18 protein-coding genes and 1 pseudogene are annotated in these 23,505 nt (G+C 62.7%); 15 read left to right on the plus strand and 4 right to left on the minus strand.

Features of this window, described 5'->3' with window-relative positions:
* Positions 1–461 precede the first annotated feature (461 nt).
* The 14 genes from VGE08_RS21610 to VGE08_RS21675 all read left to right on the plus strand — a co-directional run bounded on the left by VGE08_RS21610 (position 462) and on the right by VGE08_RS21675 (position 17,341).
* Positions 462–758 carry a hypothetical protein gene (locus VGE08_RS21610; RefSeq protein WP_331070000.1) on the plus strand — a complete coding sequence of 99 codons (297 nt, stop codon included), beginning with the start codon at positions 462–464 and terminating at the stop codon, positions 756–758.
* A gap of 508 nt (positions 759–1,266) precedes the next feature.
* Positions 1,267–2,643 carry a tRNA (N6-isopentenyl adenosine(37)-C2)-methylthiotransferase MiaB gene (gene miaB, locus VGE08_RS21615; protein ID WP_331070001.1) on the plus strand — a complete coding sequence of 459 codons (1,377 nt, stop codon included), beginning with the start codon at positions 1,267–1,269 and terminating at the stop codon, positions 2,641–2,643.
* A gap of 19 nt (positions 2,644–2,662) precedes the next feature.
* Positions 2,663–3,670, plus strand: coding sequence for a PhoH family protein (locus VGE08_RS21620; RefSeq protein WP_331070002.1), 1,008 nt, complete (start codon positions 2,663–2,665; stop codon positions 3,668–3,670).
* A 20-nt stretch (positions 3,671–3,690) separates the two neighbouring features.
* Complete coding sequence (ybeY, locus tag VGE08_RS21625; protein WP_331070121.1) at positions 3,691–4,161, plus strand: rRNA maturation RNase YbeY; 471 nt, start codon at positions 3,691–3,693, stop codon at positions 4,159–4,161.
* Positions 4,154–5,008, plus strand: coding sequence for an HlyC/CorC family transporter (locus VGE08_RS21630; protein WP_331070003.1), 855 nt, complete (start codon positions 4,154–4,156; stop codon positions 5,006–5,008). Before ybeY ends, VGE08_RS21630 begins: the two co-directional genes overlap by 8 nt.
* 83 nt (positions 5,009–5,091) lie before the next feature.
* Complete coding sequence (gene lnt / locus VGE08_RS21635; RefSeq protein WP_331070004.1) at positions 5,092–6,651, plus strand: apolipoprotein N-acyltransferase; 1,560 nt, start codon at positions 5,092–5,094, stop codon at positions 6,649–6,651.
* 76 nt (positions 6,652–6,727) lie between these two features.
* Positions 6,728–7,510, plus strand: a complete 783-nt coding sequence (locus VGE08_RS21640; protein WP_331070005.1) for an undecaprenyl-diphosphate phosphatase — start codon at positions 6,728–6,730, stop codon at positions 7,508–7,510.
* Between the two features lie 10 nt (positions 7,511–7,520).
* Positions 7,521–8,792: a dicarboxylate/amino acid:cation symporter gene (locus tag VGE08_RS21645; RefSeq protein ID WP_331070006.1), complete on the plus strand. Its 1,272-nt coding sequence runs from the start codon at positions 7,521–7,523 to the stop codon at positions 8,790–8,792.
* 133 nt (positions 8,793–8,925) lie between these two features.
* Positions 8,926–9,357 (plus strand): hypothetical protein, encoded by a 432-nt coding sequence (locus VGE08_RS21650; protein WP_331070007.1) that lies wholly within the window; start codon positions 8,926–8,928, stop codon positions 9,355–9,357.
* 121 nt (positions 9,358–9,478) lie between these two features.
* On the plus strand, positions 9,479–11,764 hold the full coding sequence (locus tag VGE08_RS21655) for a TonB-dependent receptor (RefSeq protein ID WP_331070008.1): 2,286 nt from the start codon (positions 9,479–9,481) through the stop codon (positions 11,762–11,764).
* Entirely contained in the window at positions 11,761–13,377 is a 1,617-nt protein-coding gene (locus VGE08_RS21660) for a sialidase family protein (protein WP_331070009.1), read from the plus strand. The genes VGE08_RS21655 and VGE08_RS21660 overlap by 4 nt, the downstream gene beginning before the upstream one ends.
* Before the next feature lie 111 nt (positions 13,378–13,488).
* Positions 13,489–14,967 carry a peptidoglycan recognition family protein gene (locus VGE08_RS21665; protein ID WP_331070010.1) on the plus strand — a complete coding sequence of 493 codons (1,479 nt, stop codon included), beginning with the start codon at positions 13,489–13,491 and terminating at the stop codon, positions 14,965–14,967.
* A gap of 4 nt (positions 14,968–14,971) precedes the next feature.
* Positions 14,972–16,030, plus strand: coding sequence for a cell division protein FtsA (locus VGE08_RS21670; protein ID WP_331070011.1), 1,059 nt, complete (start codon positions 14,972–14,974; stop codon positions 16,028–16,030).
* 171 nt (positions 16,031–16,201) lie between these two features.
* Entirely contained in the window at positions 16,202–17,341 is a 1,140-nt protein-coding gene (locus tag VGE08_RS21675) for a fatty acid desaturase (RefSeq protein ID WP_331070012.1), read from the plus strand.
* A gap of 61 nt (positions 17,342–17,402) precedes the next feature.
* Here the strand turns inward: VGE08_RS21675 and VGE08_RS21680 are convergent, their stop codons facing one another.
* From VGE08_RS21680 to VGE08_RS21695, 4 genes and pseudogenes are all read right to left on the minus strand, one after another.
* Positions 17,403–17,900 carry an RES family NAD+ phosphorylase gene (locus VGE08_RS21680; protein WP_331070013.1) on the minus strand — a complete coding sequence of 166 codons (498 nt, stop codon included), beginning with the start codon at positions 17,898–17,900 and terminating at the stop codon, positions 17,403–17,405.
* Positions 17,897–18,337: a type II toxin-antitoxin system Xre/ParS family antitoxin gene (gene parS, locus VGE08_RS21685; protein ID WP_331070014.1), complete on the minus strand. Its 441-nt coding sequence runs from the start codon at positions 18,335–18,337 to the stop codon at positions 17,897–17,899. Before parS ends, VGE08_RS21680 begins: the two co-directional genes overlap by 4 nt.
* A 101-nt stretch (positions 18,338–18,438) precedes the next feature.
* On the minus strand, positions 18,439–19,689 hold the full coding sequence (locus tag VGE08_RS21690) for an amidohydrolase family protein (protein ID WP_331070015.1): 1,251 nt from the start codon (positions 19,687–19,689) through the stop codon (positions 18,439–18,441).
* A gap of 44 nt (positions 19,690–19,733) precedes the next feature.
* Positions 19,734–21,200 (minus strand): annotated as a pseudogene (locus tag VGE08_RS21695) (amidohydrolase); the annotation flags it as partial.
* Between the two features lie 222 nt (positions 21,201–21,422).
* On the opposite strand from VGE08_RS21695, the gene VGE08_RS21700 reads away from it, so the two are divergent.
* A complete protein-coding gene (locus tag VGE08_RS21700; protein ID WP_331070017.1) occupies positions 21,423–23,468 on the plus strand; it encodes a tetratricopeptide repeat-containing sulfotransferase family protein in 2,046 nt (681 codons plus the stop codon).
* Positions 23,469–23,505 lie beyond the last annotated feature (37 nt).

Here is a 23,505-nt window from a genome sequence, read left to right on the forward strand (position 1 = left end):
CGAGACGCTTCCATGGCCGCCACGGCTTGGCGCTGCTTGTCCGTCATCGTCGCTGTCATCTCATCACCTCCGCTTTGGATGAGCGACAGCTTCTCGCGCGAACGGTCAGCTGGGAAGAATGTGGTTAACTAACCGCTTACGAATTAAAGTTTCCATTCTGCACGCGTGGGCTTTCATGACGGACATAGCCTTATTGTCGTGCTCGGCGTAGCAATGATCGGTGCACCGGTGTGGATGTTCCGAAGAGGAGGAGCGAACATGGTCAGATTGTTGACTCACAACAAAGCTCCCTGAGGTCACTCACCTCTTTGGTGTCAACGGCTGCTCGTGCAAATCGCACTTCGCCGGGCGCGCTGCCAACGAATGCACAAGGCGACGGGGCGCAGCGCCTCCACCATCGCGAGTTTCCTTCGCAACTGCAAGGAGGCTGATCTGGGCGGCCCCTTGCGCAGTAGCATGACTTGGAACTGGCGTATGCCATCGCGATGACGGCGATGACGCGGGCGCAACGGCAGGTCCCTGCTTTGTCGGCGATGCGGTTGCGGCGCGGGTCGCGGGCGTGGGACGAACTCGCGCTGCCACGCGCCTGGTCGCGCTCGATCCAGATGCTCGAACAGCTGCTCCAACGGGCTGTCAACAACGATTGCGGGTTTCGCCGTGCTATTGACGATCATGCCGGCGCTGTCAGAGCGCAAATGCAGGAAAACCCTGTTATTCACTCACATCGTGGGGCTGTTTACGGTTTTTGGTATCTATAACCGTTCTGAAACGGTGTTGCCCACCCCCTAACCCCTCCCGTTTCCGGGAGGGGGAACCAAAATCTCGATTTTTTCAGGAAGAGGCGGAACGGTCGGGCGGTCGTGTCCCTACCGGTGCCCTGGATCGTGGCGCGAGCTGGCGCGCCCGCTCAACTCCTCGCATGCGGGTGTCCAGACCTATTCCCTAAATCTCCTCCCGTGCCCGGGAGGGGCCAGAACTCTTGTTTTTCCAGGACGATCAGAGTTCGAGAGGAGCTGTCCTTCTGGGAAAAATAAAAAAGCCGTGCCCCCTCCCGGACGCGGGAGGGGCTAGGGGGGAGGGTCCGGCCAACCACACCCAAACCACCTAGGACCTTGAATTGACAAAAGATTGCCCCATTTCCGCGCCTGGCCGCTCAAATTGTCGCCGACGGCCCTAAATCCGCGGCGCCGGTGGAAAAGGCGGGGCGGCGACCTTATCCTTGGCCATCCTCCCAATTGCCTGCGATCGTCCGCCCGTCCGAACCCAATGCCTCGCGTTTTTATCCGCACTTTCGGCTGCCAGATGAATGAGTACGACTCCGCCCGGATGGTGGACGTGCTCCGCGAGACCGGAGGGTACGAAGTCACCGATGACCCAGAGCAGGCCGACCTGCTGCTGCTCAACACCTGCTCGGTACGCGAGAAGGCGCAGGAGAAGGTGTTCTCGCAGCTCGGCGGCTGGAAGCAGTTGAAGAAAGCGAACCCCGACTTGTTGATCGGCGTGGGCGGCTGTGTTGCCAGCCAGGAAGGCGAGGGCATCACCAAGCGGGCGCCTTATGTCGACCTGGTGTTCGGCCCGCAGACCCTGCACCGCCTGCCGGAGATGATTCGCGAGATCCAGTCGGCCGGCCGCTCGGTGGTCGACGTGAGCTTTCCCGAGATCGAGAAGTTCGACAACCTGCCTGCCCCTCGCGCCGAGGGCGCCACGGCGTTCGTGTCCATCATGGAAGGGTGCAGCAAGTACTGCACCTTCTGTGTCGTGCCCTACACGCGCGGCGAGGAAGTCAGTCGGCCGTTCGAGTCGGTGATGCAGGAGATTCGTCAACTGGCCGACCAGGGCGTCAAGGAAATCAATCTGCTGGGCCAGAACGTCAATGCGTACAACGGCCCCATGGACGATGGAACCCCCTGCGATCTGGGCACATTGATTTATTGCGTGGCGGACGTGCCTGGCATCGAGCGCATCCGCTTCACCACCTCGCATCCGGTCGAGTTCAAGGATTCATTGATCGAGGCTTATCGCGACGTGCCGCAGCTCGCGAACTATTTGCATCTGCCGGTGCAGGCCGGTTCCGATCGCATCCTGGCCGCAATGAAGCGCGGCTACACCTCGCTTGAATACAAACAAAAGATCCGCAAGCTGCGCGCCGTGCGCCCGGACATCAGCATCTCTTCGGACTTCATCGTCGGTTTCCCCGGCGAGACCGAGCGCGATTTCGAAGCCACCATGAACCTGATCGCCGACGTAGGCTTCGATCAGTCTTTCAGTTTCATCTACAGCCGTCGTCCCGGCACGCCGGCCGCGTCGCTTCCCGATGATGTCTCTCAGCAAGAGAAGCATCAGCGCCTGGAGCGCTTGCAGTCACGCATCAATCAGCAGGCAATGGCCATCAGCCGCGGCATGATCGGCACGGTGCAACGTGTGCTCGTCGAGCGGCCCGCAAAGAAGGACGCGCGGCAGCTGGCGGGCAAGACCGAGAACATGCGCTGGGTCAACTTCGATGGCCCGCACTCGCTGATCAATCAATTCGCCGACGTGCTGATCACCGAGGCCATGCCGAATTCGCTGCGTGGCCGGCTGGTGGGCGCGGGCGAAACCTCTTCCATCGCGGCCGCGGCGCAGCTTGCCGCGGTTGCCCAATGAGTTGGCGCGTGGCACAGCATTGAACGCATCCATAGCAACGCGTGAGCTCGCGTTCGAGCCAGTGGACAATTCCCGGCTCGCCAATTTCGTCGGTCCCATGGACGAGAACCTGCGTCACGTCGAGCAGCGGTTGAACGTGCAGGTGCATCGCCGTGGCGGCCGGCTGGAAGTGTCCGGCAAGCCCGCCGCGGCCAACGCAGCCGAGCGGGTGCTGCGACGTTTGTTCGAGCTGTCGTCCAAAGAATCAATCACACCGGATCGTGTGCACTTGGCAGTGCAGGAGGCAGGGATGGAAGAAACAACGACGCCAGTCTTGGTCGCGCCCCGTCCGTCGGACGAGTGGACGATCCACACGCAGCGCGGCGGCATTCGAGGGCGGGGGCCGAATCAGCGACAATATCTGCACAACATCCACACCAACGACCTGACGTTCGGCATCGGCCCGGCGGGCACCGGCAAGACCTATCTTGCCGTGGCGTGCGCGGTCGAGGCGCTGCAGACGGATCGCGTTCGTCGCATCGTGCTGGTGCGTCCGGCGGTGGAGGCCGGCGAGCGCCTGGGCTTCCTGCCCGGCGACATCGGCCAGAAAGTCGATCCGTATCTGCGCCCGATGTACGACGCGCTCTACGACATGATGGGCTTCGATCGCGTGGCGCGCGCCATCGAGCGGCAGGTGATCGAGATCGCGCCGCTGGCGTTCATGCGGGGCCGTTCCCTCAATGACTCCTTCATCATTCTCGACGAAGCTCAGAACACTTCGGTCGAGCAGATGAAAATGTTTCTGACGCGCATGGGCTTCGGCTCCAAGGCGGTGGTGACCGGCGACATCACGCAGACCGACCTGCCGAAGCAGCAGATGTCCGGCCTGAAGCACGTGATGAACGTATTGCCGGGCGTGGATGGTGTGGCTTTCAGCTACTTCACATCGCGTGACGTGGTCCGCCATCCGCTGGTGCAGCGGATCGTGCAGGCGTACGAACAGAAACAGGCGGCAGCCCCCGACCGGCCTGGAGGCAGCGGAGCTTGAGACTGGCCGTGACCGTGCAAATGGCAAGTTCGCGTCGCGGCGTACCGCATGCCCGGAGTCTGAACCGGTGGGCGCAGGCAGCCTGCGCCCACTATCCGCCGCGCGGTGATGGCGAGCTTGCGCTCACCATTCGTATCGTTGGCGCCGCCGAGAGCCGCCGTCTCAATCGCACCTGGCGCCACAAGGACAAGCCGACCAACGTCCTGTCGTTTCCCGCCGCAACGCTTGCGCCTAGAAACAACGGCGTGCCGGCGCGATTCCCCAGCAACGAATTTTCCGAGCTCGGTGACCTGGCGATCTGCGCGCCGGTAGTGGCGCGCGAGGCCAGAGAGCAGAGCAAGCCGGTGCAGGCGCATTGGGCCCACATGGTGGTCCACGGCGTGCTGCACCTCCTGGGCTTCGATCACGAAACCGAACGTGACGCCAGCGTGATGGAAGCTCGTGAAGTACTGATTCTGGCGCAACTTGGATATGACAACCCGTATGCCTGAAGAGCACAGTCATCACGCTGGTGGTTGGCTGCGACGAATCACCGGCTCGCTCACCGGCGAGCCACGCGACTTGGAAGACCTCAACGAGGTGCTGGCCCACGCGCGCGAAAGAGGCATCATCGATTCCGATGCGCACGCAATGTTCGAAGGCGTGCTGCGCGTGGTCGAGCTGCAGGTGCGGGACATCATGGTGCCGCGCTCGCAGATGATCATCGTCAATCGCGACGATCCGCCGGAGACCATCCTGCCGCTGGTGGTGGAGTCGGGCCATTCGCGCTATCCCGTGATCGGCGAGGATCGCGACCAGATCGTCGGCGTGCTGCTGGCCAAGGACCTGTTGCGTTACTTCAGCGAGGGTTCGAGCGGCAGCTTCGACATCAAGGAATGCCTGCGTCCGGCGGTGTTCATTCCCGAGAGCAAGCGACTCAACGTGCTGCTCAAGGAATTCCGCATCAGCCATCATCACATGGCCATCGTGGTCGATGAGTACGGCGGCGTGTCCGGGCTGGTCACCATCGAAGACGTGCTGGAGCAGATCGTCGGCGACATCGGCGATGAGTACGACACCGATGACGACCTGGACATCCGCAAGGAGGGCGAGCGCCAGTTCACGGTCAAGGCGCAGACGCGCATCGATGAATTCAACGACTATTTCGGCACCGATTTCAGCGACGAGGAGTTCGACACCATCGGTGGGCTGGCCATCAGCAGCCTGGGCCGGCTGCCCCGGCGCGGTGAATCTTTTTCGATGGGCGGGCTCGAATTCAAGGTGCTGCGCGCCGATCGCCGCCGGCTCGATCTGCTGCGTGTGATCACGCCGCGCGATATCGAGCCGCAGGACGAGTAGTCCCAAGCGGTTGGCGGTTAGCGGTTGGGGGTTAGTGAAAGAAACTAGCCACCAACCGCTAACCGCCAGCCGCCAACTGCCAGGTGAACAACATCTCCAGCGAACAATTGGCGACCCTGCCGTACACGGATTACGCTTCGAGAGTGCGTGCATTCAAGTACTACACGCATTTGTCTCTGCCGGTCGGCGCGCTGGTGTCGCTGGGCTTTGCGCCGTTCAACCTGTGGCCGTTGGCGATCGCGTGCTTCGTTTTTTTGTTTCTTGCGTGGCAGGACGCCACGCCGGGAGAAGCGGCCAAGCGCGGCTTTGCGTTCACGGCAGGCACCTATCTCGCCGGTACTTATTGGCTCTATCACAGCATCCATACGATTGGAAACGCACCGGTCTGGCTGACGCTGTTCGTGATGCTGGCGCTGGTCGCCATCATGGCGGCGTATATGGCTATCGTGGGCTATGCCCTGAAACGTTGGATTCCAGCGCAGGGTTGGATTCGCTGGCTGCTGGTGCTGCCGGCGGCCATCGTGATCCTCGAGTGGTTTCGTGGCTGGTTTCTCAGTGGCTTCCCGTGGCTGGCGCTGGGTTACACCCAAATCGATACGTGGCTGGCGGGCCTGGCACCCGTTGGCGGCATCTACACCGTCAGTCTCGCGGTGACCCTGTGTGCCGGCGCGGTGACTGCACTCGTGCTCGGTACTCGGAACATACGAATCGCTGCCGCTAGCATCATCGCGGTCGTGTGGCTCGTGGGCCTCGCGTTGCATGACAAGGAATGGACCCGACCCAATGGCAAGCCGGTCAGTGTCGCCATCGTGCAGGGCGCCGTGCCGCAGACGATGAAATGGGCACCGGAGCAACGCGATAGAACGATCGCGCTGTATAGCGGCCTGACTCGCGAGCATCTGGGCACACAGCTCATCATCTGGCCGGAGGCGGCGCTCCCGGGTTTGTCGCACGAGTTGACCGATGTGTTGAGCGCGCAATGGACTGCCGCGCACACCGCCGGCTCGGCGCTGGTGCTCGGCCAGGTTCGTTACGATTTCGAAGAGCAGGTGTATTTCAACGCGGTGCTGGCGCTGGACCAGGAGCCGCAGTGGTACGCCAAGCGGCGCCTGGTGCCGTTCAGCGAATATTTCCCGTTGCCGAAATGGGCCACCGAGTGGCTGCGAGGCATGGACCTGCCGTACAGCGGCTTCAAGGCCGGAGTGGACAATCAGGATGCGCTGGACGCGGCGGGACAGAAGCTGGCAATGACCATCTGTTACGAAGACGCTTACGCATCGGAGCAACTGGAAGTGCTGAGGACGGCGACGCTGCTCGTGAATGTGACCAACGATGCCTGGTTCGGCGATTCCACCGCCGCGCACCAGCATCTGCAGATCAGTCGAATGCGTGCACTGGAAGCGGGCAGGCAGTTGCTGCGTGCCGCGAACGACGGCATCTCCGCCATCATCGGCGCGAACGGAGATATCGAGAAGACCTTGCCTCGCTTCAAGCCCGGCGTGCTCACCGCTGACGTACTGCCGCGCGCCGGCTTGACACCGTATGCAAAGGTCGGCAACTGGCCGGTGGTGATCGTGAGTTTCCTGCTGCTGGCCGCGGGCCTGTGGCCGCTGGTCGCTGGTTCGCGCCGCCGTTCGGAGTAAAGAGCCCAAACCCTGTCGCCGGCCACGCCGCGTCAGTATCATTGGCGGATGTGCCTTGAGAAGGTGATGGGGGCGAGTGGACAATTTTTTACAGGTCATCCTGCTCGGGATCATCGAAGGCATCACCGAATTCCTGCCCATTTCCAGCACCGGCCATCTGCTCATCGCCCAGCACTGGCTGGGCCGGCGCTCGGACCTGTTCACGGTGGCCATTCAGGCGGGCGCCATCCTGGCCGTGGTGGTCATCTACTGGCGGCGGCTGTGGAACCTCAGCGTCAATTTCGCCCAGCCGGATAATCGCGATTATCTGTACAAGCTGAGCTGGGCATTTGCCATCACGGTGGCGGGCGGTCTCGCCGCCAAGGAGCTCGGCCTCGAGCTGCCGGAAACAGTGGCGCCCATCGCATGGGCTCTGATCGTCGGTGGCTTCGTGATTTTCGCGGTCGAGGCCTACGCCGATCGTCTGCCGGTGCGCGACACATTGACTTGGGGTGTGGCCACGTGGGTGGGCGCGGCTCAGATCCTGGCCGCGGTCTTTCCCGGCACATCACGCTCGGCGGCAACCATATTCGCGGCCATGCTCGCAGGCATGACCTCGCGCCCGGCGGCCGCCGAGTTCGCGTTCCTGGTCGGCATTCCGACCATGTTCGCAGCCACTGCCTACGAGACGCTGAAGATGGTTGAAGCAGGCTCGCTCGCGGACGAGAACTTCGGCGAGCTGGCGCTGGGCTTCGTGGTGTCGGCGGTGGTGGCGTTCATCGCCGTGAAGTGGCTGTTGCATTACATCCAGACGCACCGCTTTACGGTGTTCGCCTGGTATCGCATCGCCCTGGGAATCCTGTTGCTGGTGGCCGTGTAGAGGACGCTGCATGTTCAAACGCCTCACGACCTGGATCATGATCGGCCTGGTGCTCGGCATCGGCAGCGGCTATGTCGCGAACGCCTGGTTTCCGGAGTCCAGCGCCGGCTTCGCCGAGGTCGCGTCGCTGCTACCCACGGTGTTCCTGCGTCTGATCAAGATGATCATTGCGCCCCTGGTGTTCTCCACGCTGGTGGTCGGCATCGCCAAGATGGGGGACATCGCCACCGTCGGCCGCGTCGGTGGCAAGGCGCTGGCGTGGTTCATCGGCGCATCGCTGATCTCGCTGACGCTGGGCCTGATCCTGGTACAGCTGTTCGAGCCCGGCAAGGTCATGCAATTGCCCATCCCAGAGGCGGACGCGGCTTCGGGCGTGGAGGCCGGCGCACTCTCGTTGAGCACGTTCATCTCGCACACCGTGCCGACCAGCATCATCGATGCCATGGCGCGCAATGAGATCCTGCAGATCGTAGTGTTCTCGTTGTTCTTCGGTACCGCCATGGCGGCGCTGGGGGAACGCAACAAGATCCTCATCGACGTGATCGACGTGGTCGCGCACATCATGCTGAAAGTGACCGGCTATGTGATGTTGTTCGCACCGCTCGCGGTATTCGGCGCGCTCGCCAATACGGTCGCCAAAGAAGGCTTGGGCATCATTCGCGTCTATGGCGTGTTCGTCGGCGAGTTCTATTTTGCGCTGCTGGTGCTGTGGATCGTGCTGATGATCATGGGCGGACTGGTCATCGGTCCTCGCGTGGTGCAACTGATCCGGCGCGTACGCGAGCCGGTGATCCTGGCATTCTCCACAGCCAGCTCCGAGGCGGCCTATCCCAAGACTCTGGAAGAGCTGGAGCGTTTCGGCTGCAGCAATCGCGTCGCGAGCTTCGTGCTGCCGGTCGGCTACTCGTTCAATCTCGATGGCTCGATGATGTATTGCACCTTCGCGGTGATGTTCATCGCGCAGGTGTACGGTATCGAGCTGACCTTCGCGCAGCAGATCGTCATGCTCGCCATCCTGATGCTTACCTCCAAGGGCATCGCCGGCGTGCCGAGAGCATCGCTGGTCGTGATCGCGGCGACGCTGCCGCAGTTCAATATTCCCGAGGCCGGCATGCTCCTGCTGCTGGCAGTCGATCACTTCCTCGACATGGGCCGCTCGGCCACCAATGTGATCGGCAACAGCATCGCGACCGCGGTGGTGTCCAAGTGGGAGGGCGAGTTGCAGCCCGCCGACGCCAACGGGCAGCCGCTGCCCGCCGCGAGCGAAAGCCGCGTCAGCTGAGTTGTAATATTGGAAGTCCCGTGTACCGGATCGGGGTAAGGCCTCACCAAAGGCGGGGGGGCATGCGGCACTTTGGCAATATCCGGTAACGCGCGCGGCAGCGTATACTGCCTCTCGTAATCGACCACCCGCCATGCGCCGCCACTTTCTAAAACTGCTGAGCCTCTGGATCCTCCCGCTGCTGCTGGCGCGGGCCCTGATCCCTACGGGCTTCATGCTGTCGGTGGAAGCTGGCCGGCTGCAGTTGATGTTCTGCCCGGCGGGTGTCGTTCAACGACTTGGGACGGTTGCGTTCGCGCAGTCCGAGCATGCGGACCATCACGCGCATCACGCGGCGATGCAGGGCGGTGAAGATGCCGCCGAGCAATCGTCTTCGCATGCAGTCCAGGACAGCGCTCCCTGTCCGTTCTCGCTGGTCGCCTCGGCGACTCCATTCTCGATTGCGCATTTCGCCAACGTCGTCACCGACCTGCGTGACGAACGTTTCGAATTCCTCTCCGCTGCGACATTCCAAGTCGGACCGGTTCGTACCGACCGCGCTCGCGGTCCGCCCAGCCTCGCCTGATATCGACAGCTGAGTGAGGGCGCCCCAACCGGCAGGATCGCGGGCATTGCTGCTCGCTCCTGGCCGCTTCGCGCCCTGAGCGCCGCAAATCATGCGGCAGCGATGGTCTGGAGTCGATTTGATGGACACCCGAGCTTTTCTTGCGACGGCGGTAGCACTGACTGCCGGCGCGCCTGTCTGCGTGCGCGCGCAAGGCGTCGCGACGGACAAATTGATTGATGCGATCACGGTCACCGCCCGACGGGAGCACGGTGCCGTGGAAGTACCCAACACGACCGCTTCGAAAACGGCGCTCGAGTTGCGGACGCAGAACCTGTTCAATCCCGAGGACGCACTCAACTATGTTCCGAATGTCACTATCCGCAAGCGCTACATCGGCGACCGCAATGCCCTGATCGGCGGCCGCAGCTTCTCGACGCTGCAGCCCGCCCGCGGCCTGGTGTTCATGGATGGCTATTTGCTGTCGAATTTCCTCGGCCGCTTCGACGCGCCCCGCTGGAACATGATTGCGCCCGAAGAGATCGAGCGCGTAGACGTTCTATATGGGCCGTACTCGGCGACGTACCCGGGTAATTCCATCGGCACGACGGTGGCGATCCGCACACGGCGCCCCGATGCTTTCACCATGAGCGTGCGCACGACGGGGTTCAGCGAGCATTTCGACGAATACGGTCTGGACGACGACTACACCGGCTATCAGGTGTCGGCCTATCTCGGCGACCGCTTCGACAATGATGCGTGGTTCACGCTGGCCGCCAATCGCCAGGATGCGACTGGCCATCCCATGCAGTACTACAGCGTGTCCGCGAACGCGGCCGGACAGTTTCCGGTGGTCACCGACGCTGCTACACCGGTGACGAACGTGCGCTTCGACACCGATCCCCAAGGCCGTCGTCGTGCCGTGTTCGGAGCCAACGCCGGGGGGATCGATCACACCATTCAGGATCAAGTGAAGCTGCGCGGCGGTTACGCATTGAGCGACTGGATGGAAATCGAGGGCTTCGTGGCTCTGTGGCGCAACGACACGGAAAACGAGAATCGCACATTCATGCGCGATGCGGCCGGCAATGAAGTGTGGTCCGGCCGCGTGATTGCCGATGGCATCGCGTTCAACGTTCCTGCGAGCGCGTTCCTGCCGAGCACTCGAAAGGAAGAACACCGGCAATGGGGTACGACGTTACGCACGACACGAGCGGATGGTTGGAACGCCTCGTTGGTGTACTCGCGTTACGACATCGTCGAGGACTCGACCATCGAAGGCTATCGTTCCCCATCGGCCCCGGTGGGTGCGCCCGGTCCCACCAACACGGAGCGCGACGGCACGGGCTGGCGGACGTTCGAAGTGCAGGGTGTCTATTTGCCGGTTGCCGATGACTGGATGGGCGGCCGGCACACGCTGGCGGTGGGCTTCCATCGCAACGAGTACCAGTTGTCGAATCCCGTCTACGACATGCGCAGTGGCGATCTCACGCAAGAGGTGTTTGGCAAGACCCGTCTGCAAGCATGGTATCTGCAGGACGTATGGCAGCTTGCAGACCGCTGGTCGCTGACGTTGGGAGCGCGCTACGAAGAGTGGTCGGCATTCGATGGCGGGCAACTCTTCGGCAACCAGAGAGAGCCGTATGCCGAGCGCCACGACAGTGCCGTCTCACCCAAAGCGTCGCTTGCATATGTGCCTGACGGCGATTGGACAATCCGGTTGAGCGCAGGCCGCGGCGTGCGCTTTCCCACCGTGCCCGAGTTGTTTCAAGGTACCGTCACCGCCGGCAGGATTTTCGTCAACGATCCGAACCTCCGGGCGGAGCGAGCCGATTCGGTCGACTTCAGCGTGGAACGATCGCTCGATTGGGGCAAGCTGCGCGTGTCCTTGTTCCAGGACGATGTGGGTAACAGCATCTTCGGCCAGATCGACCTCTCGCGGAATGTGAACACCGTGCAGAACGTCGACCGCGTCCGCACGCGAGGGATCGAGACGGCCTTCAGCATTGCGTTGCCTACGGTCGAATCGGTGTCCTTCGAAGGCAGTCTTGCGTATGCGCGCGCGAAGATTCTGGAGAACGACAACTTCCCCGTTTCGGTTGGCAAGGTCTGGCCGCGCGTTCCCAAGTGGCGCGGCAATCTGCAAACGGTGTGGCGCCCGACGGATCGGTGGTTGACCAGCCTGGGCATTCGCTACTCGGGCCGCATGTTCGGCCGGCTCGAGAACGACGACATCCATCCCGATACGTACGGCGGTGTGTCGAGGTTCACCATGTTGGATGCGCGTGTGGCGTACACCATGGAACGCAACATCGAGTTTGCGCTGGGTGTGGACAATCTCACCGACGAGCGCGCGTATCAACATCATCCCTATGCAGGTCGCACCATGTTCATTGAGGCGCGCTGGTCGTTCGAGGGTACCCCATGACATCTCACGATAACTCACGTGGATCGCTCTGGAGAGCGCTGCCGATGTGTCTTTGCCTGGCGCTTGCGTCATTGGCGCAGCCGGTGTTGGCGGCCGGCTCACAGGGTCGCGCCGCTCTTGGCTCGAGCGCGGCATTCGATCGTCAAGAGCGTTTGTGGATCGTGCGCATCGAGCCAGCCGACGAGAATGCCCATGTGATTCTGCAGCGCTCGGATGACAAAGGCGCGACCTGGCAGCCGGCTATTCGAGTTACCGCCAAACCCGAGCCGGTCTCGGCGGACGGCGAGAACCGACCGAAGATTGCATTCGGGCCGCGCGATGAAATCTACGTGTCGTGGACCTCGCCGACCTCCGAGAAATTTACCGGCGATATTCGTTTCGCTCGCTCGCTGGATGGCGGCAAATCCTGGACCGCGCCCGCGGTGGTTCATCGTGATCGCCAACTCATCACGCATCGCTTCGAGTCGATGTTGGTTGATGGCGCGGGGCGTGTCTGGGTCGTGTGGATCGACAAGCGTGATCTCGGCAAGGCACAGGCAGTGGAGCAGGAGTACGCCGGTGCGGCCATCTACTACGCGTACTCGGACGACAGAGGCGCAGCCTGGCGCGGCGATTACAAGCTTGCCGATCATAGTTGCGAGTGTTGCCGAATCGCGCTGACACTGGATGCGAAAGGCCGCGCGGTCGCGATGTGGCGTCATGTGTTCCCGACCAACGAGCGAGATCACGCGTTCGCAATATTGCAGCCCGAAGGCAAGGGCATTGTCGTCGAGCGCGTGACCACTGATCGTTGGCGGATCGACGCTTGTCCACATCACGGCCCGTCACTCGCCGTTACCGCGGACGGGATGCGCCACGCAGTCTGGTTCAATCAGATCAATGGCGAAGGCCGCGTGTTCTACGGACGCTTGACGGGTAGCGCGCCCGAAGCGGTGCGAGCTCTGCCTGCAGGTGCTGCGCATGCGGACATCGCGGTGCGAGGAAACATTGTCGCTGTTGCCTGGAAACGCTTCGATGGCACCGCGACTCGCGTCGAGTCGTGGCTGTCCGAAGATGGTGGCCGCAATTTCGGCCCGGGACCGACGCTGCAAACCCAAGGCAGCTCCGATCAGCCGCGAGTGCTGAGCAACGATAACGCAATGCTGATCGTCTGGCGCACTGCCGACGGCGTTGCCGTGGCCGATCTCGGCGCCACCAAAACCGAGCGGACTCTCGAGCCGTTCAGCCAGAGCACGCTGCGCATGATCGAGCAGCGACATGCGGGTTCGGAATTCTGGGTGGTGTTGTGGGACCTGGAATGCGGCTATTGCATGAAGTCCATGGCCAACATCGCAGCGGTTCAGAAGCAGCAACCTGCGCTCAAGGTGGTCACCATCGCTACGGATCCGCTCAGTGAAGCATCCGCCATTCGACAGCGGCTGACCGAGCTTGGCATCCGTTCAGAGGCTTATGCGTTCTCCGCCGCCTCGGAAGAGGCGCTGCGTTACGCAATCGATCCCGCGTGGATGGGCGAGAAGCCGCGCGCTTATCGATATACGTCCGACGGTTCACGCACAGCTATTTCAGGAGTGCTCACAGCAGCGGACTTGCGTCAGGGAATTGGCGGAACGTGAACCAGGTACTAGTTCGGCGGACATAATGCGACTGTAATCCCTGATTGAAACGCAGGAAGTTCGCAGGCATAACGTGCATCCCTTTGTTTTCGCTGGACGGACGGCGGGTTGATGACCGCGGAAGCGCAAGGCTCGCCTACGGAGCGCTATCGGCGCGAGCGTCCGCCTGTGGCCCGTGAGTGCGGCGACGAGCTCACTCGCATCACGGATGACATCGACGATCCGATCGTCAAGCTGCGCTACTTACAAAGTGCCTTGAGCGAAGAGGGCGACAAGAGCGCACTCGTGCAACTCGTACCCATCCCGCCTGCGCGCCGCGCGTGGTATCGATTGAAAGGGTTGCGGGCACTCGATGCCGTGTCGGATGACGCTGCCGTCGCGAGTCGTACTCTGGCCGCACGGAAGACCGCGCGTCGCGTGGTTGTAGGCACAGCTGCGGCTGCGATGTTGTTTGTGCCGGTTCTCGTGGCGGTGATCGCTTGGCAAGTCAACAAGTGGAGCAGCGCCGAGCCCGAACCCATGGCAGCGACGATGGGTTCTTCGACCGAGGCCAATGCCACTGCGGTTACGTCCACGACTGCGCCGTTGGCTGTGCAGCCAATGCTTAACCCCGAACCCGAGTCGCCGGCGCCTGTGAATCGGCCGCTGGTGGCCGAGCCACTGGCGGCGGAAGACTTGGGTATCGTGCCAAGCATGTTGTGGCTCGCTGATCGTGGCCCGGACTGGGAGTTGTACAGCAACGGTTTGCGGATCGAGACGAAGTACATGGTCAAGGGTACGCCGCGCGACTATCGCGTGCATTCTCGCGACGGCCAGTTGTTGCCTGCGCGGCATTCACGTCCCATCGGCATTCTTTTTCATACGTCGGAGAGCGACCTGTGGCCGCTCGAGCCCGACTACGAAAAGGAAGTGCGCAAAGGCTCCGAAGCGCTGCTGCGCTTCGTGAAGCGCGAGCAAGCCTACAACTACATGATCGATCGCTTCGGCCGCGTGTATCGCATCGTCGACGACGATAGCCGGGCGAACCACGCTGGCCATGGCGTGTGGGCGCGAGGCGACGAGGTTTATCTGGATCTGAATTCGGCTTTCCTCGGCATCTCGTTCGAATCGCGTTGGGAAGGTGGGCGCACATTGCCCATCACGCGCGCGCAATTGATCGCCGGCCGCAATCTCACGAATTATCTGCGCCAGCGTTTCTCGATCGCGCCGGAGATGTGCGTGACCCATGGCCTGGCGAGCGTTGCGCCGAAGCGCGGGTTGATCGGCTATCACCTGGATTGGGCGCGCGGCTTTCCGTTCGAAGCGTTCGGCTTGCCGGACCTGTACGGACAGGCGTTGCCGAGCGTGGCGCTGTTCGGCTTCAACTATGACAGCGAGTTCCTGCGCACGGTGGGCGAGCGCTGGCCCGGACTGGTCGCGGCCGAGAAGCAGCTCGCCACCGAAGCGCGCGAGCGCTCGATCTCTCTCGATGATCTACGACGCGAACGCCAGGCGGTCTATCGCCGCTGGCGCGCGGCACTCCCCACTCCAGGCGGACCGGAGCGCTCCCTCGAGGCTCCCGCTCCACAGACAGCAGACAATAGAGGGTAACGCTATGGACGATCGCAACGATCACGGCTCGGAATCGTCGGGCTCCGGCAGCCACACTGGCGAGAGCCAGAGCGGCACTCGCACTCGCATCGGCCTCGACGTGGGCACCAGCAAAGTGGTCTCCGCGCGCGGCGACAATGTATCGCCGCACACCGAGTCGCAGCTCAATGCGTTCTTCGATGTGCCGTACTCGGCGCTGCACGAGCAAAGCCTGAAGGCGAACCGCACGCCGTTCTATCGCGAGGACGACCGGCTCATCGTCTATGGCGATGCTTCGGAGACGTTCGCGCACATTTTCAATGCCAACGTGCGCCGGCCCATGGCCAAGGGCATTCTCAATCCGAGCGAGCCGCAGGCGACGCACGTGCTCGAGACCGTGCTGAGCACGTTGGTGCCGGTGTCGCGCAATCCGGGCGAGTTGCTGGCGTTCTCCGTGCCGGCCGCGGCCAGCGAGACGGGGCATGAGCTGACCTATCACGAGGAGACCATCAAGCGTTATCTCAAGGGCCGTGGCTACACGCCGCTGGCCGTAAACGAGGGCCTCGCAGTGGTGCTGGCCGAGCTGGCGAAGGAAGGCTTCACCGGCATCGGCATTTCCTGCGGCGGTGGCATGTGCAACGTGGCGGTGTCTTACTTGTCGATACCCTCGCTCACCATGAGCCTCGGGCAGGGCGGCGACTACATCGATTCCGCGGTCGGCGCGGTGGTCAACGAGCCGGCCACGCGCGTCAAGGCCATCAAGGAAGAGACGCTCGACTTGAACCGCGAGGGCGGCGACAAGATCGACAAGGCCCTGCACATCTACTATGACAAGCTGATCGAGTCGCTGGTCGAGGAGCTTGGCCAGGCAGTGAAGAAGACCCAGAAGCTGCCGCGCAACGACCAGCCCATGCCCATCGTGCTGGCCGGCGGCACTTCCAAGCCCAATGGCTTCCGGGACCGCTTCGAGAAGGCGCTACGCCGCCGCTCCTGGCCGTTCCAGATCGGCGAGGTGCGCATGGCCAGCGATCCGCTGACAGCGACCGCCCGCGGCGCGCTGGTGGCGGCCCTGGCGGAACGATAAAGGTGCCCCGGGAACTAGTGCGCGCTATCGAGCGCTAGCCACTAGGACATTCCCTGAACCTGGCGTGTACTTCGCACGAAGTACACGCCGGGGCAGTCTCAGACACTATTACCTCGAAAACCCGCACCCAGCCCTGCTAGGATTTACCAAACCACCCTGCCCGGAGCCCCGATGACCGATGCCTCGTCCACCCGCGCGCCGCTGAACTGGCCCGCGATCATCATGTTCCTGCTCTCCACCATCCCGGTGGTGACGGTGTTCCCGTGGTATGCGGCGACATTCGGTTTCGACGGTTTCGAATGGGCGTGCTTCTTCGTGCTGTGGGCGTTGAATGGCCTGTCCATCACCGCTGGCTATCACCGGCTGTGGGCGCATCGCAGTTACGAGGCGTCCAAGCCTCTGCAGATTTTCTTCATGCTGTTCGGCGCGATGGCGCTTCAAAACAGCATCCTGGTGTGGTCGTCCTCGCATCGCAACCACCACCGCTACGTCGACGACGTGGATCAGGATCCGTACTCGGCCAAGCGCGGCCTGTGGTTCTCGCACCTGGGCTGGATGCTGCGCAATTACGAAAGCGGCCGGCCCGACTTCCGCAATGCCAAGGACCTGGAAGCCAATCCCATCGTGCGTTTCCAGCACAAGTACTACCTGCCGCTGGCTCTGGCCATGAACTTCGGCATCCCGGTGCTGCTCGGCGTCCTGCACGGCAACCTCTGGGGCAGCCTGCTGCTCGCCGGCTTCCTGCGCCTGGTGGTGAGCCATCACTGCACGTTCTTCATCAACTCGCTGGCCCACTACTGGGGCAGCCGCCCGTACACCACCGAAAACACCGCGCGCGACAACGGCGTGCTCGCGCTGTTCACGTGGGGTGAGGGCTATCACAACTATCACCACCTGTTTCAGTGGGACTATCGCAATGGCATCCGCTGGTACCAGTGGGATCCGACCAAGTGGCTGATCCGGGCCTGCACCTGGCTCGGCCTCGCTCGCGCCCTGAAGCGCGTGCCCGAGTTCCAGATCCGCCAGGCACTGGTGCAGCGTCAGCTGCAGAAGGTTGAGGAGAACCTTGGCCAGATCCAGGATACCAGCCGTCTCGCTGCCCTGCGCCAGTCGCTGGAGACCGAGATGCAGCACTACAAGGAGACGCTGGCGCACTGGGCGGCCCTGCAACAGAAGCGCGTCGAAGCGGCCAAGAAAGCCGTCATCGATCACATCGAGCACAACGAGATCCTGCAGCGCGTCCGTGAGCTCGAAGAGTCGCTGCGTCAGCAATACTTGCGCGTGCGTCTCATCGCTGTGCAGGTTGCCTGATCGCGCAGTCGCAGCTCGTTGGTTGAAGAAAAGGGCGCCTTCGGGCGCCCTTTTTGTCGACTCACTTGCGGGTCCGCGGGCGCTTCTTTGCGCCGCCGTCTTTCCATAGCCGCCCGTCGAAATCGAACGGTTCGGGCTTGGCTATTTTCAGCCGCTTGAATTGCGGATGCCGAGGATTCAGCAGCAGGTTGTATTCGCCTGGGACCAGAGTTGAAGGCACTTGCAGGATGACGCTGCTCATTTCCTTGGCCCACGCCGTGCCGATTGCCTGAGTGGCTTCGCTGGGTGGCGAGTCTCGCCATGAAGCCGGCAGCGATGCTTGCCTGTCGATAGCGACGCCTGCAGGAATCGTTACGCGGAACCAGACGTAATGGATGCGTTTATCCACCGGCTGCAGGTGTACGAATGTTTCCAGCGCGGCAAGCGACAAAGTTTCGCTGGTGTAGATGAGGGGCGTTCCCGGCAGATTCCATCGGCCACCCACCAGGCGCGCGCCCTCGCCCGAGAAGGCACTGTCCGCGTGTTTGGCTTTGATGAGCCTGAACGCGTGCTCGCTCACGAATAGACGCCGTGCTCGATACGCAGCAGCAGGTTTTCGATTTCGCGCGCACCGGGCTCGCTCTTGGCGAGATCGATGGGCCGCCGGCCGCCAAGACCCGGCTGCGGATGCGTGAGCCAGTGTACGGCCTTGTCGTCGTGCTCCAGGACGACTCGTGCGATGGCCACCAGGCGAGCCAGTCGATAGAGGCGATCGCTGACCACTGAATCGAGCCGGCCTTGAGCGGCGCGGGCACGAGCCAGGGTGCGAATACTCACGCCCAGGGTCGTGGCCAGGCTGGGGTCGTCCAGACCGACGACCTCCTTGAGAGCCTCGGCGGCCGCGGCGGGCAGACCGGTCTCGATCAGGGACATCCAGTCGTCCGTGTTGTGGGGGCGCTGTCCCAGGATCTTGCTGCCGCCCAGCACTTCGGCGACTCGCTGTCCCGATTCGGTCATGACCGCGCCCATCCTCTGCCAAGTGGCACGATGCTACCAGACATTTGACTGGAGTCCAAATGACTTTGAGCTGCTTGCCCGGGGTCCTGATCGCTCTGGAACTAGTTTGTAGTCGATTGCTTCAGTCGCTGCAGGTAGCGGTCGCGGAGCTCGAATTGGCGTGAGCGCATTTCGACGGGGCGGCCGGCGATCCAGACGTTGTCGGCGAGGCTGGTGACGTCGAGGGGATCGCCGCTCCACAGCACCAGGTCGGCGCTCTGGCCGGCGGCAATGCGGCCGCGGGTGGCGCCGAGACCGAAAATGTCGGCGGCGTCGGCGGTCAGGGCGGTAATCGCGGCTTCCTTGGGCATGCCGTGGGCGACGGCGTTGCCGGCGGTCTGGCGCACTTTGCGAGCGTTGTGACTATCGCTGAACTGAGTGAACGTGATCTTCACGCCGGCCTTGTGCAGGAGCGCGGCGTTGTCGAGGCGCGAGCCGATTTGATCGAACGTATTCGGCAGGTTGGCGAGCGCGTCGATGATGACCGGCACTTTTGCTTCGGCCAATTCATCCGCAACCATCCACGCTTCGGCGCCGCCTGCAATCACGGGCTTCATGCCGTACTGCTTGGCGATGGCGATCGTCTTCACGATATCGCCCGCGCGATCGACGTTGAAGATCACGCGCCCGCCGGCCATGTAGCGAGCGAAGGCCTCGCGTCCCAACGGATGCATCAGTGCCTTGTCGCCAGTGAAGCGATTGCGTGTTTCGTACGCAGCTTGTTCGAGCAGCATCCATTGCGCGGCGCGGCTGCCTCCCGAATGTGAGTTCATCTGGCCGCCGAGATTGATGAACAACGAGCGGCTGCCGTCGAGCACCGCATCCTGGCGGCCGTCGAGCGTCACGGCGGCACCTTGTCCCGCGAGGAAGTTGCCGGACTCGGCAGTGCCTGGCGTCAGCACGGTCCAGGTCATTCCTTCGACGCGCGTGACCGGCACGAGCACCGAGCGGGCGTTATAGGCCGTCGACACATCGAACTCCGGGCGCCATTGCATCTCATACGCCGGCGCGCCGAGGCCCAGCGCGGCGTCATTGGTGCTCTCTTCCTGGGTGACTTCCTCCACCCCAATGGTGGTCAAGCCGGCGAACATGCCCGGTGTCAGTGCGCGGCCCCTGGCGTCGATGGTCGTCCCGCCGCTGGCGGAAAGCCCGGTGCCGACGGAGTGAATCCTGCCGTCGCGGATCAACACGTCAGTGTTGGTGAGCGTGCCTTTCGACGTGGCGGTATGGACCGTCGCGCCGCGGATCAGCACATCCTGAGCGAGAGCACTGCCGGCGCAGACGACCAGCAAAGAGGCGAACAGAGCTTTCATCGGGGCTTTCATTATTGCGCGCTCCCGCGAACCGAGGTCTCGTACTGGCCGAGCAGGAAGTCGGATGGCGGGTTCACCGCCGGATTGGCGCGGTCGTAGACCAGCGCGCCGTCGATGAACACCTGCTCGGCGAGCGCGTACACGCTGAACGGATCGCCATTCCAGATCACCACGTCGCCCATCTTGCCCGTTTCGAGCGTGCCAGTGACCTTGTCGATGCCGAGCGCCTTGGCGGCATTGAGCGTGAGCCACTGAATGGCGCGCTCGCGTGGAATATCCAGGCCCATGCGCACACCGCGGACCATGGCTTTAGCCGCTTCCTGGTTGAGCCGTTGTATACCTTCGGCCGAATCGGAGTGCACGATCGCGCAGCTGTTCTGGGGCAGGTCGGTGAGCGCCAGGTTCTCCATCACGCCGTCGAACGCCTCCAGCTTGAAGCCCCACCAGTCGGCCCACTCGGCGCCGCAGATGCCGTTGAGTGCCAGCAGGTCGGCGATCTTGTAAGCCTCCACCGCATGATGGAAGGCGGCGATCTTGAAGCCGAACTCCCTGGCGACGTCGATCATCGTGGCCATTTCATCGGCGCGATAGCAGTGAATGTGCACCAGGATCTCGCCGTTCATGGCGCCGACCAGCGTTTCGGACTTCAGGTCGCGCTTGGGCGGCGAGGGTGGCTTGGCGTCCTCGTCCTGCTTTTTGCCCGGGCCGCTTTGTTTCTTCTCGAATTCGGCGAGCTCGCGGCGATATTTGTCCCACTCCTCGCGATACGCCTGCGCGTCGGCAAAGGCCTGGCGATAGCCGGCAACATTGCCCATGCGCGTCATCGGTGCCTGGCCCTTGCCGCCATAGAAGCCCTTCGGATTCTCGCCGCACGCCATCTTCAAGCCCTGCGGCGCGCCCGGGAATTTCATGGCCTGATAGGTGGTGGCATGCACGTTCTTGATCGTCACGCCGCGGCCGCCGATGAGATTGCCCGAGCCTGGCAGGATCTGCATGGCGGTGATGCCGCCCTCGAGTGCGGCCTGGAAACCGGGATCCTGCGGCCATACGGCATGTTCGGCCCAGGCCTGCGCGGTCACCGGGTCGACCATTTCATTGCCGTCGCTGTGTGCGTCGACACTCGGGCTCGGGTACACGCCGAGATGCGAGTGCACGTCGATCAGGCCTGGCGTCACCCAGCGCCCGTTCGCCTCGATCACTTTCGCATCGGCCGGCGCGAGCAATTGGGCGCCGACCGCCGCGATCTTGCCGTCGACGATGAGGACATGGCCGCCGTCGATGCGTGCGCCGGTGCCAGTGAGAACGGTGGCGCCACGAATCAATATGGGGCTCGATGCAGGCGGCTGGTACGTCGATGTATACGGCGCCGGCGCCGCTGCTGGTGCAGATTCGGTTGCATCAGTTGCTGGTGCGTCCGATTTTGGAGCGGCCGCGCAGGCGCTCAACACGACGCCCAGCAAAGGAATCCATACCTGGCGGCGATAGGCGCCGCGCGCAGGAGCGTGCTGCATTTCTCTTGGTACCCCGAAGAAACGAAGCGCGAAAATCTAGCAGATCGCGCCGCCTCGTGCTGCTGCTTCCTGGTTCGGTCGCATGGCATCCAACTTGCTGTGCGAAACTGTATGCAAGCAGCAATTGCCTGTACCCGCGCTAGCGGCGTTATGATCGGCCCCCACGTCGATATGGGTGCGTCGACATACCGGACCTTCGCGATGTCACTGGTCAGCTGACGAATGAGCGCAACACCGGAACCGGTCGGAACACTGGAAGTCGCCTTGGCGCATGCCAGACGCCTGCTGCAGCAGGACCCTGCCGCGGCTGCAGAGCAGGCGTCGGAAATTCTCAAGGCCGTGCCCGGGCATCCCATGGCGCAACTGCTTCTGGGAGTGGCGCGCCGTAGCTCCGGGGCCACCGTCGAGGCGATACAGGTTCTAACCGCGCTGGCCAGGCAGCATCCCCAATGGGCCGCTGCCCACTTCGAGCTCGGATTGGCATTGGGTGCCCATCGGCAGGGCGATGAAGCCGTAGTGGCTTTGCGCCGCGCCGTGGCAATCAAGCCTGATTTTCCGGATGCGTGGCGCACGCTTGCCGATCATCTCAACGCTGCAGGCGATGTCGAAGGTGCGGACCATGCGTACGCACAGCACATTCGATACTCGACCCGTGATCCGCGCTTGCTCGATGCGGGCGTTGCACTGACCGAGAACCGGATTCCCATCGCGGAAGCGTTGCTCCGTGAGCACCTCAAACAGCATCCGACAGACGTTGCTGCGATTCGCATGTTTGCGGAAGTGGCCGCGCGGCTTGGCCGTTACCCCGACGCGGAAGTGTTATTGGAACGTTGCCTGGAGCTGGCGCCGAGCTTCCAGGGCGCGCGCCACAACTACGCGTATGTGCTGCATCGACAGAACAAGCTGGCGAAGGCCCTGGAACAGCTGGAACGATTGCTCGCCGCCGATCCACGCAATCCCGGTTATCGCAATCTGCAAGCGGCCGTACTCGCGCGAGTGGGAGAGTACGATCGGGCGCTGCAAATCTACGCCGAGGTCGTGAAGGATTATCCGCGCAGCGCCAAGGTGTGGATGAGTTACGGTCACGCGTTGAAGACTGCGGGCCAGCAGGGCGCATGCGTGGACACGTATCGACGTGCCATCGAGTTGTCCCCGCAGCTCGGCGAGGCCTATTGGAGCCTCGCAAATCTGAAAACATTCCGCTTCAGCGAGCAGGATGTCGGGGCCATGCAAGCACAGCTGCGGCGCGACGAGCTGAGCCAGGAGGATCGGTTCCACTTTCATTTCTCGCTGGGCAAAGCGTTCGAGGACGCACGCGACTACGCGAAGTCGTTCGAGCATTATGAGCAAGGCAATGCGCTGCGCCGGGCCATGATTCACTACGATGCCGACGACAACTCCGATCAGGTGCGCCGCTCGAAACAACTGCTGACGCGAGAATTCTTCGCCGCGCGCGACAATGTTGGCTCGCCGGCGCCCGATCCAATTTTCATCGTGGGCTTGCCGCGAGCGGGCTCGACCTTGCTGGAACAGATCCTGTCGACTCATCCGCTGGTCGAGGGCACGATGGAGCTGCCTGACATCATCGACATGGCCCGCTCGCTGGGCGGCGGCCGTGCGCGCGGTGCAGATTCGAAATATCCAGAGATCCTGGCGCAGCTGTCTCCAGACGAGCTGCGCGCGCTAGGCGAGCAGTACATCGCCAATACGCGTATCCAGCGCAAGAGCGCTGCGCCGTTCTTCATCGACAAGATGCCGAACAACTTTGCGCACATCGGCCTGATTCATCTCATTCTGCCGCGCGCCAGAATCATCGATGCGCGACGTCATCCGATGGGCTGCTGTCTCTCGGGCTTCAAGCAACATTTCGCGCGAGGCCAGCACTTCACCTATGGACTCGAAGATATCGGGCGTTACTACCGCGACTATGTCGAGCTGATGGCGCATTTCGATGCGGTTCTGCCGGGCCGCGTGCATCGAGTGATTTATGAATCCATGGTCGATGACACCGAAGGGCAAGTGCGTCGATTGCTCGATTACTGCGGACTGCCGTTCGATGAGCGATGCCTGCGCTTCTACGAGAACGATCGGGCAGTGCGCACGGCGAGCTCGGAGCAGGTGCGACGGCCCATCTATCGCGATGGGGTCGATCATTGGCAGCACTATGAGCCGTGGCTCGAGCCGCTGAAACGTGCGCTCGGTCCGGTGCTCGATGCCTATCCCACCGTTCCGGATGTCTTCATGTCGAGATCGTCAGTCGTGAAATAGCAATTCAGCCAGGCCGCGTGGATGGCGGCTGCAACAT

Source organism: Steroidobacter sp., assembly GCF_036406195.1.
Taxonomy (GTDB): Bacteria; Pseudomonadota; Gammaproteobacteria; order Steroidobacterales; family Steroidobacteraceae; genus Steroidobacter.

Excerpts from the sequence above, each read along its gene's own strand:
- VGE08_RS21675 (WP_331070012.1), top strand. The coding sequence starts at position 16,202 with ATGACCGATGCCTCGTCCACCCGCGCGCCGCTGAACTGGCCCGCGATC.
- miaB (WP_331070001.1), top strand. The coding sequence starts at position 1,267 with ATGCCTCGCGTTTTTATCCGCACTTTCGGCTGCCAGATGAATGAGTAC.
- VGE08_RS21670 (WP_331070011.1), top strand. The coding sequence starts at position 14,972 with ATGGACGATCGCAACGATCACGGCTCGGAATCGTCGGGCTCCGGCAGC.
- VGE08_RS21630 (WP_331070003.1), top strand. The coding sequence starts at position 4,154 with ATGCCTGAAGAGCACAGTCATCACGCTGGTGGTTGGCTGCGACGAATC.
- VGE08_RS21655 (WP_331070008.1), top strand. The coding sequence starts at position 9,479 with ATGGACACCCGAGCTTTTCTTGCGACGGCGGTAGCACTGACTGCCGGC.
- VGE08_RS21660 (WP_331070009.1), top strand. The coding sequence starts at position 11,761 with ATGACATCTCACGATAACTCACGTGGATCGCTCTGGAGAGCGCTGCCG.
- parS (WP_331070014.1), bottom strand. The coding sequence starts at position 18,337 with ATGACCGAATCGGGACAGCGAGTCGCCGAAGTGCTGGGCGGCAGCAAG.
- VGE08_RS21665 (WP_331070010.1), top strand. The coding sequence starts at position 13,489 with ATGACCGCGGAAGCGCAAGGCTCGCCTACGGAGCGCTATCGGCGCGAG.
- VGE08_RS21700 (WP_331070017.1), top strand. The coding sequence starts at position 21,423 with ATGAGCGCAACACCGGAACCGGTCGGAACACTGGAAGTCGCCTTGGCG.
- VGE08_RS21645 (WP_331070006.1), top strand. The coding sequence starts at position 7,521 with ATGTTCAAACGCCTCACGACCTGGATCATGATCGGCCTGGTGCTCGGC.
- ybeY (WP_331070121.1), top strand. The coding sequence starts at position 3,691 with ATGGCAAGTTCGCGTCGCGGCGTACCGCATGCCCGGAGTCTGAACCGG.
- VGE08_RS21690 (WP_331070015.1), bottom strand. The coding sequence starts at position 19,689 with ATGAAAGCTCTGTTCGCCTCTTTGCTGGTCGTCTGCGCCGGCAGTGCT.
- VGE08_RS21650 (WP_331070007.1), top strand. The coding sequence starts at position 8,926 with ATGCGCCGCCACTTTCTAAAACTGCTGAGCCTCTGGATCCTCCCGCTG.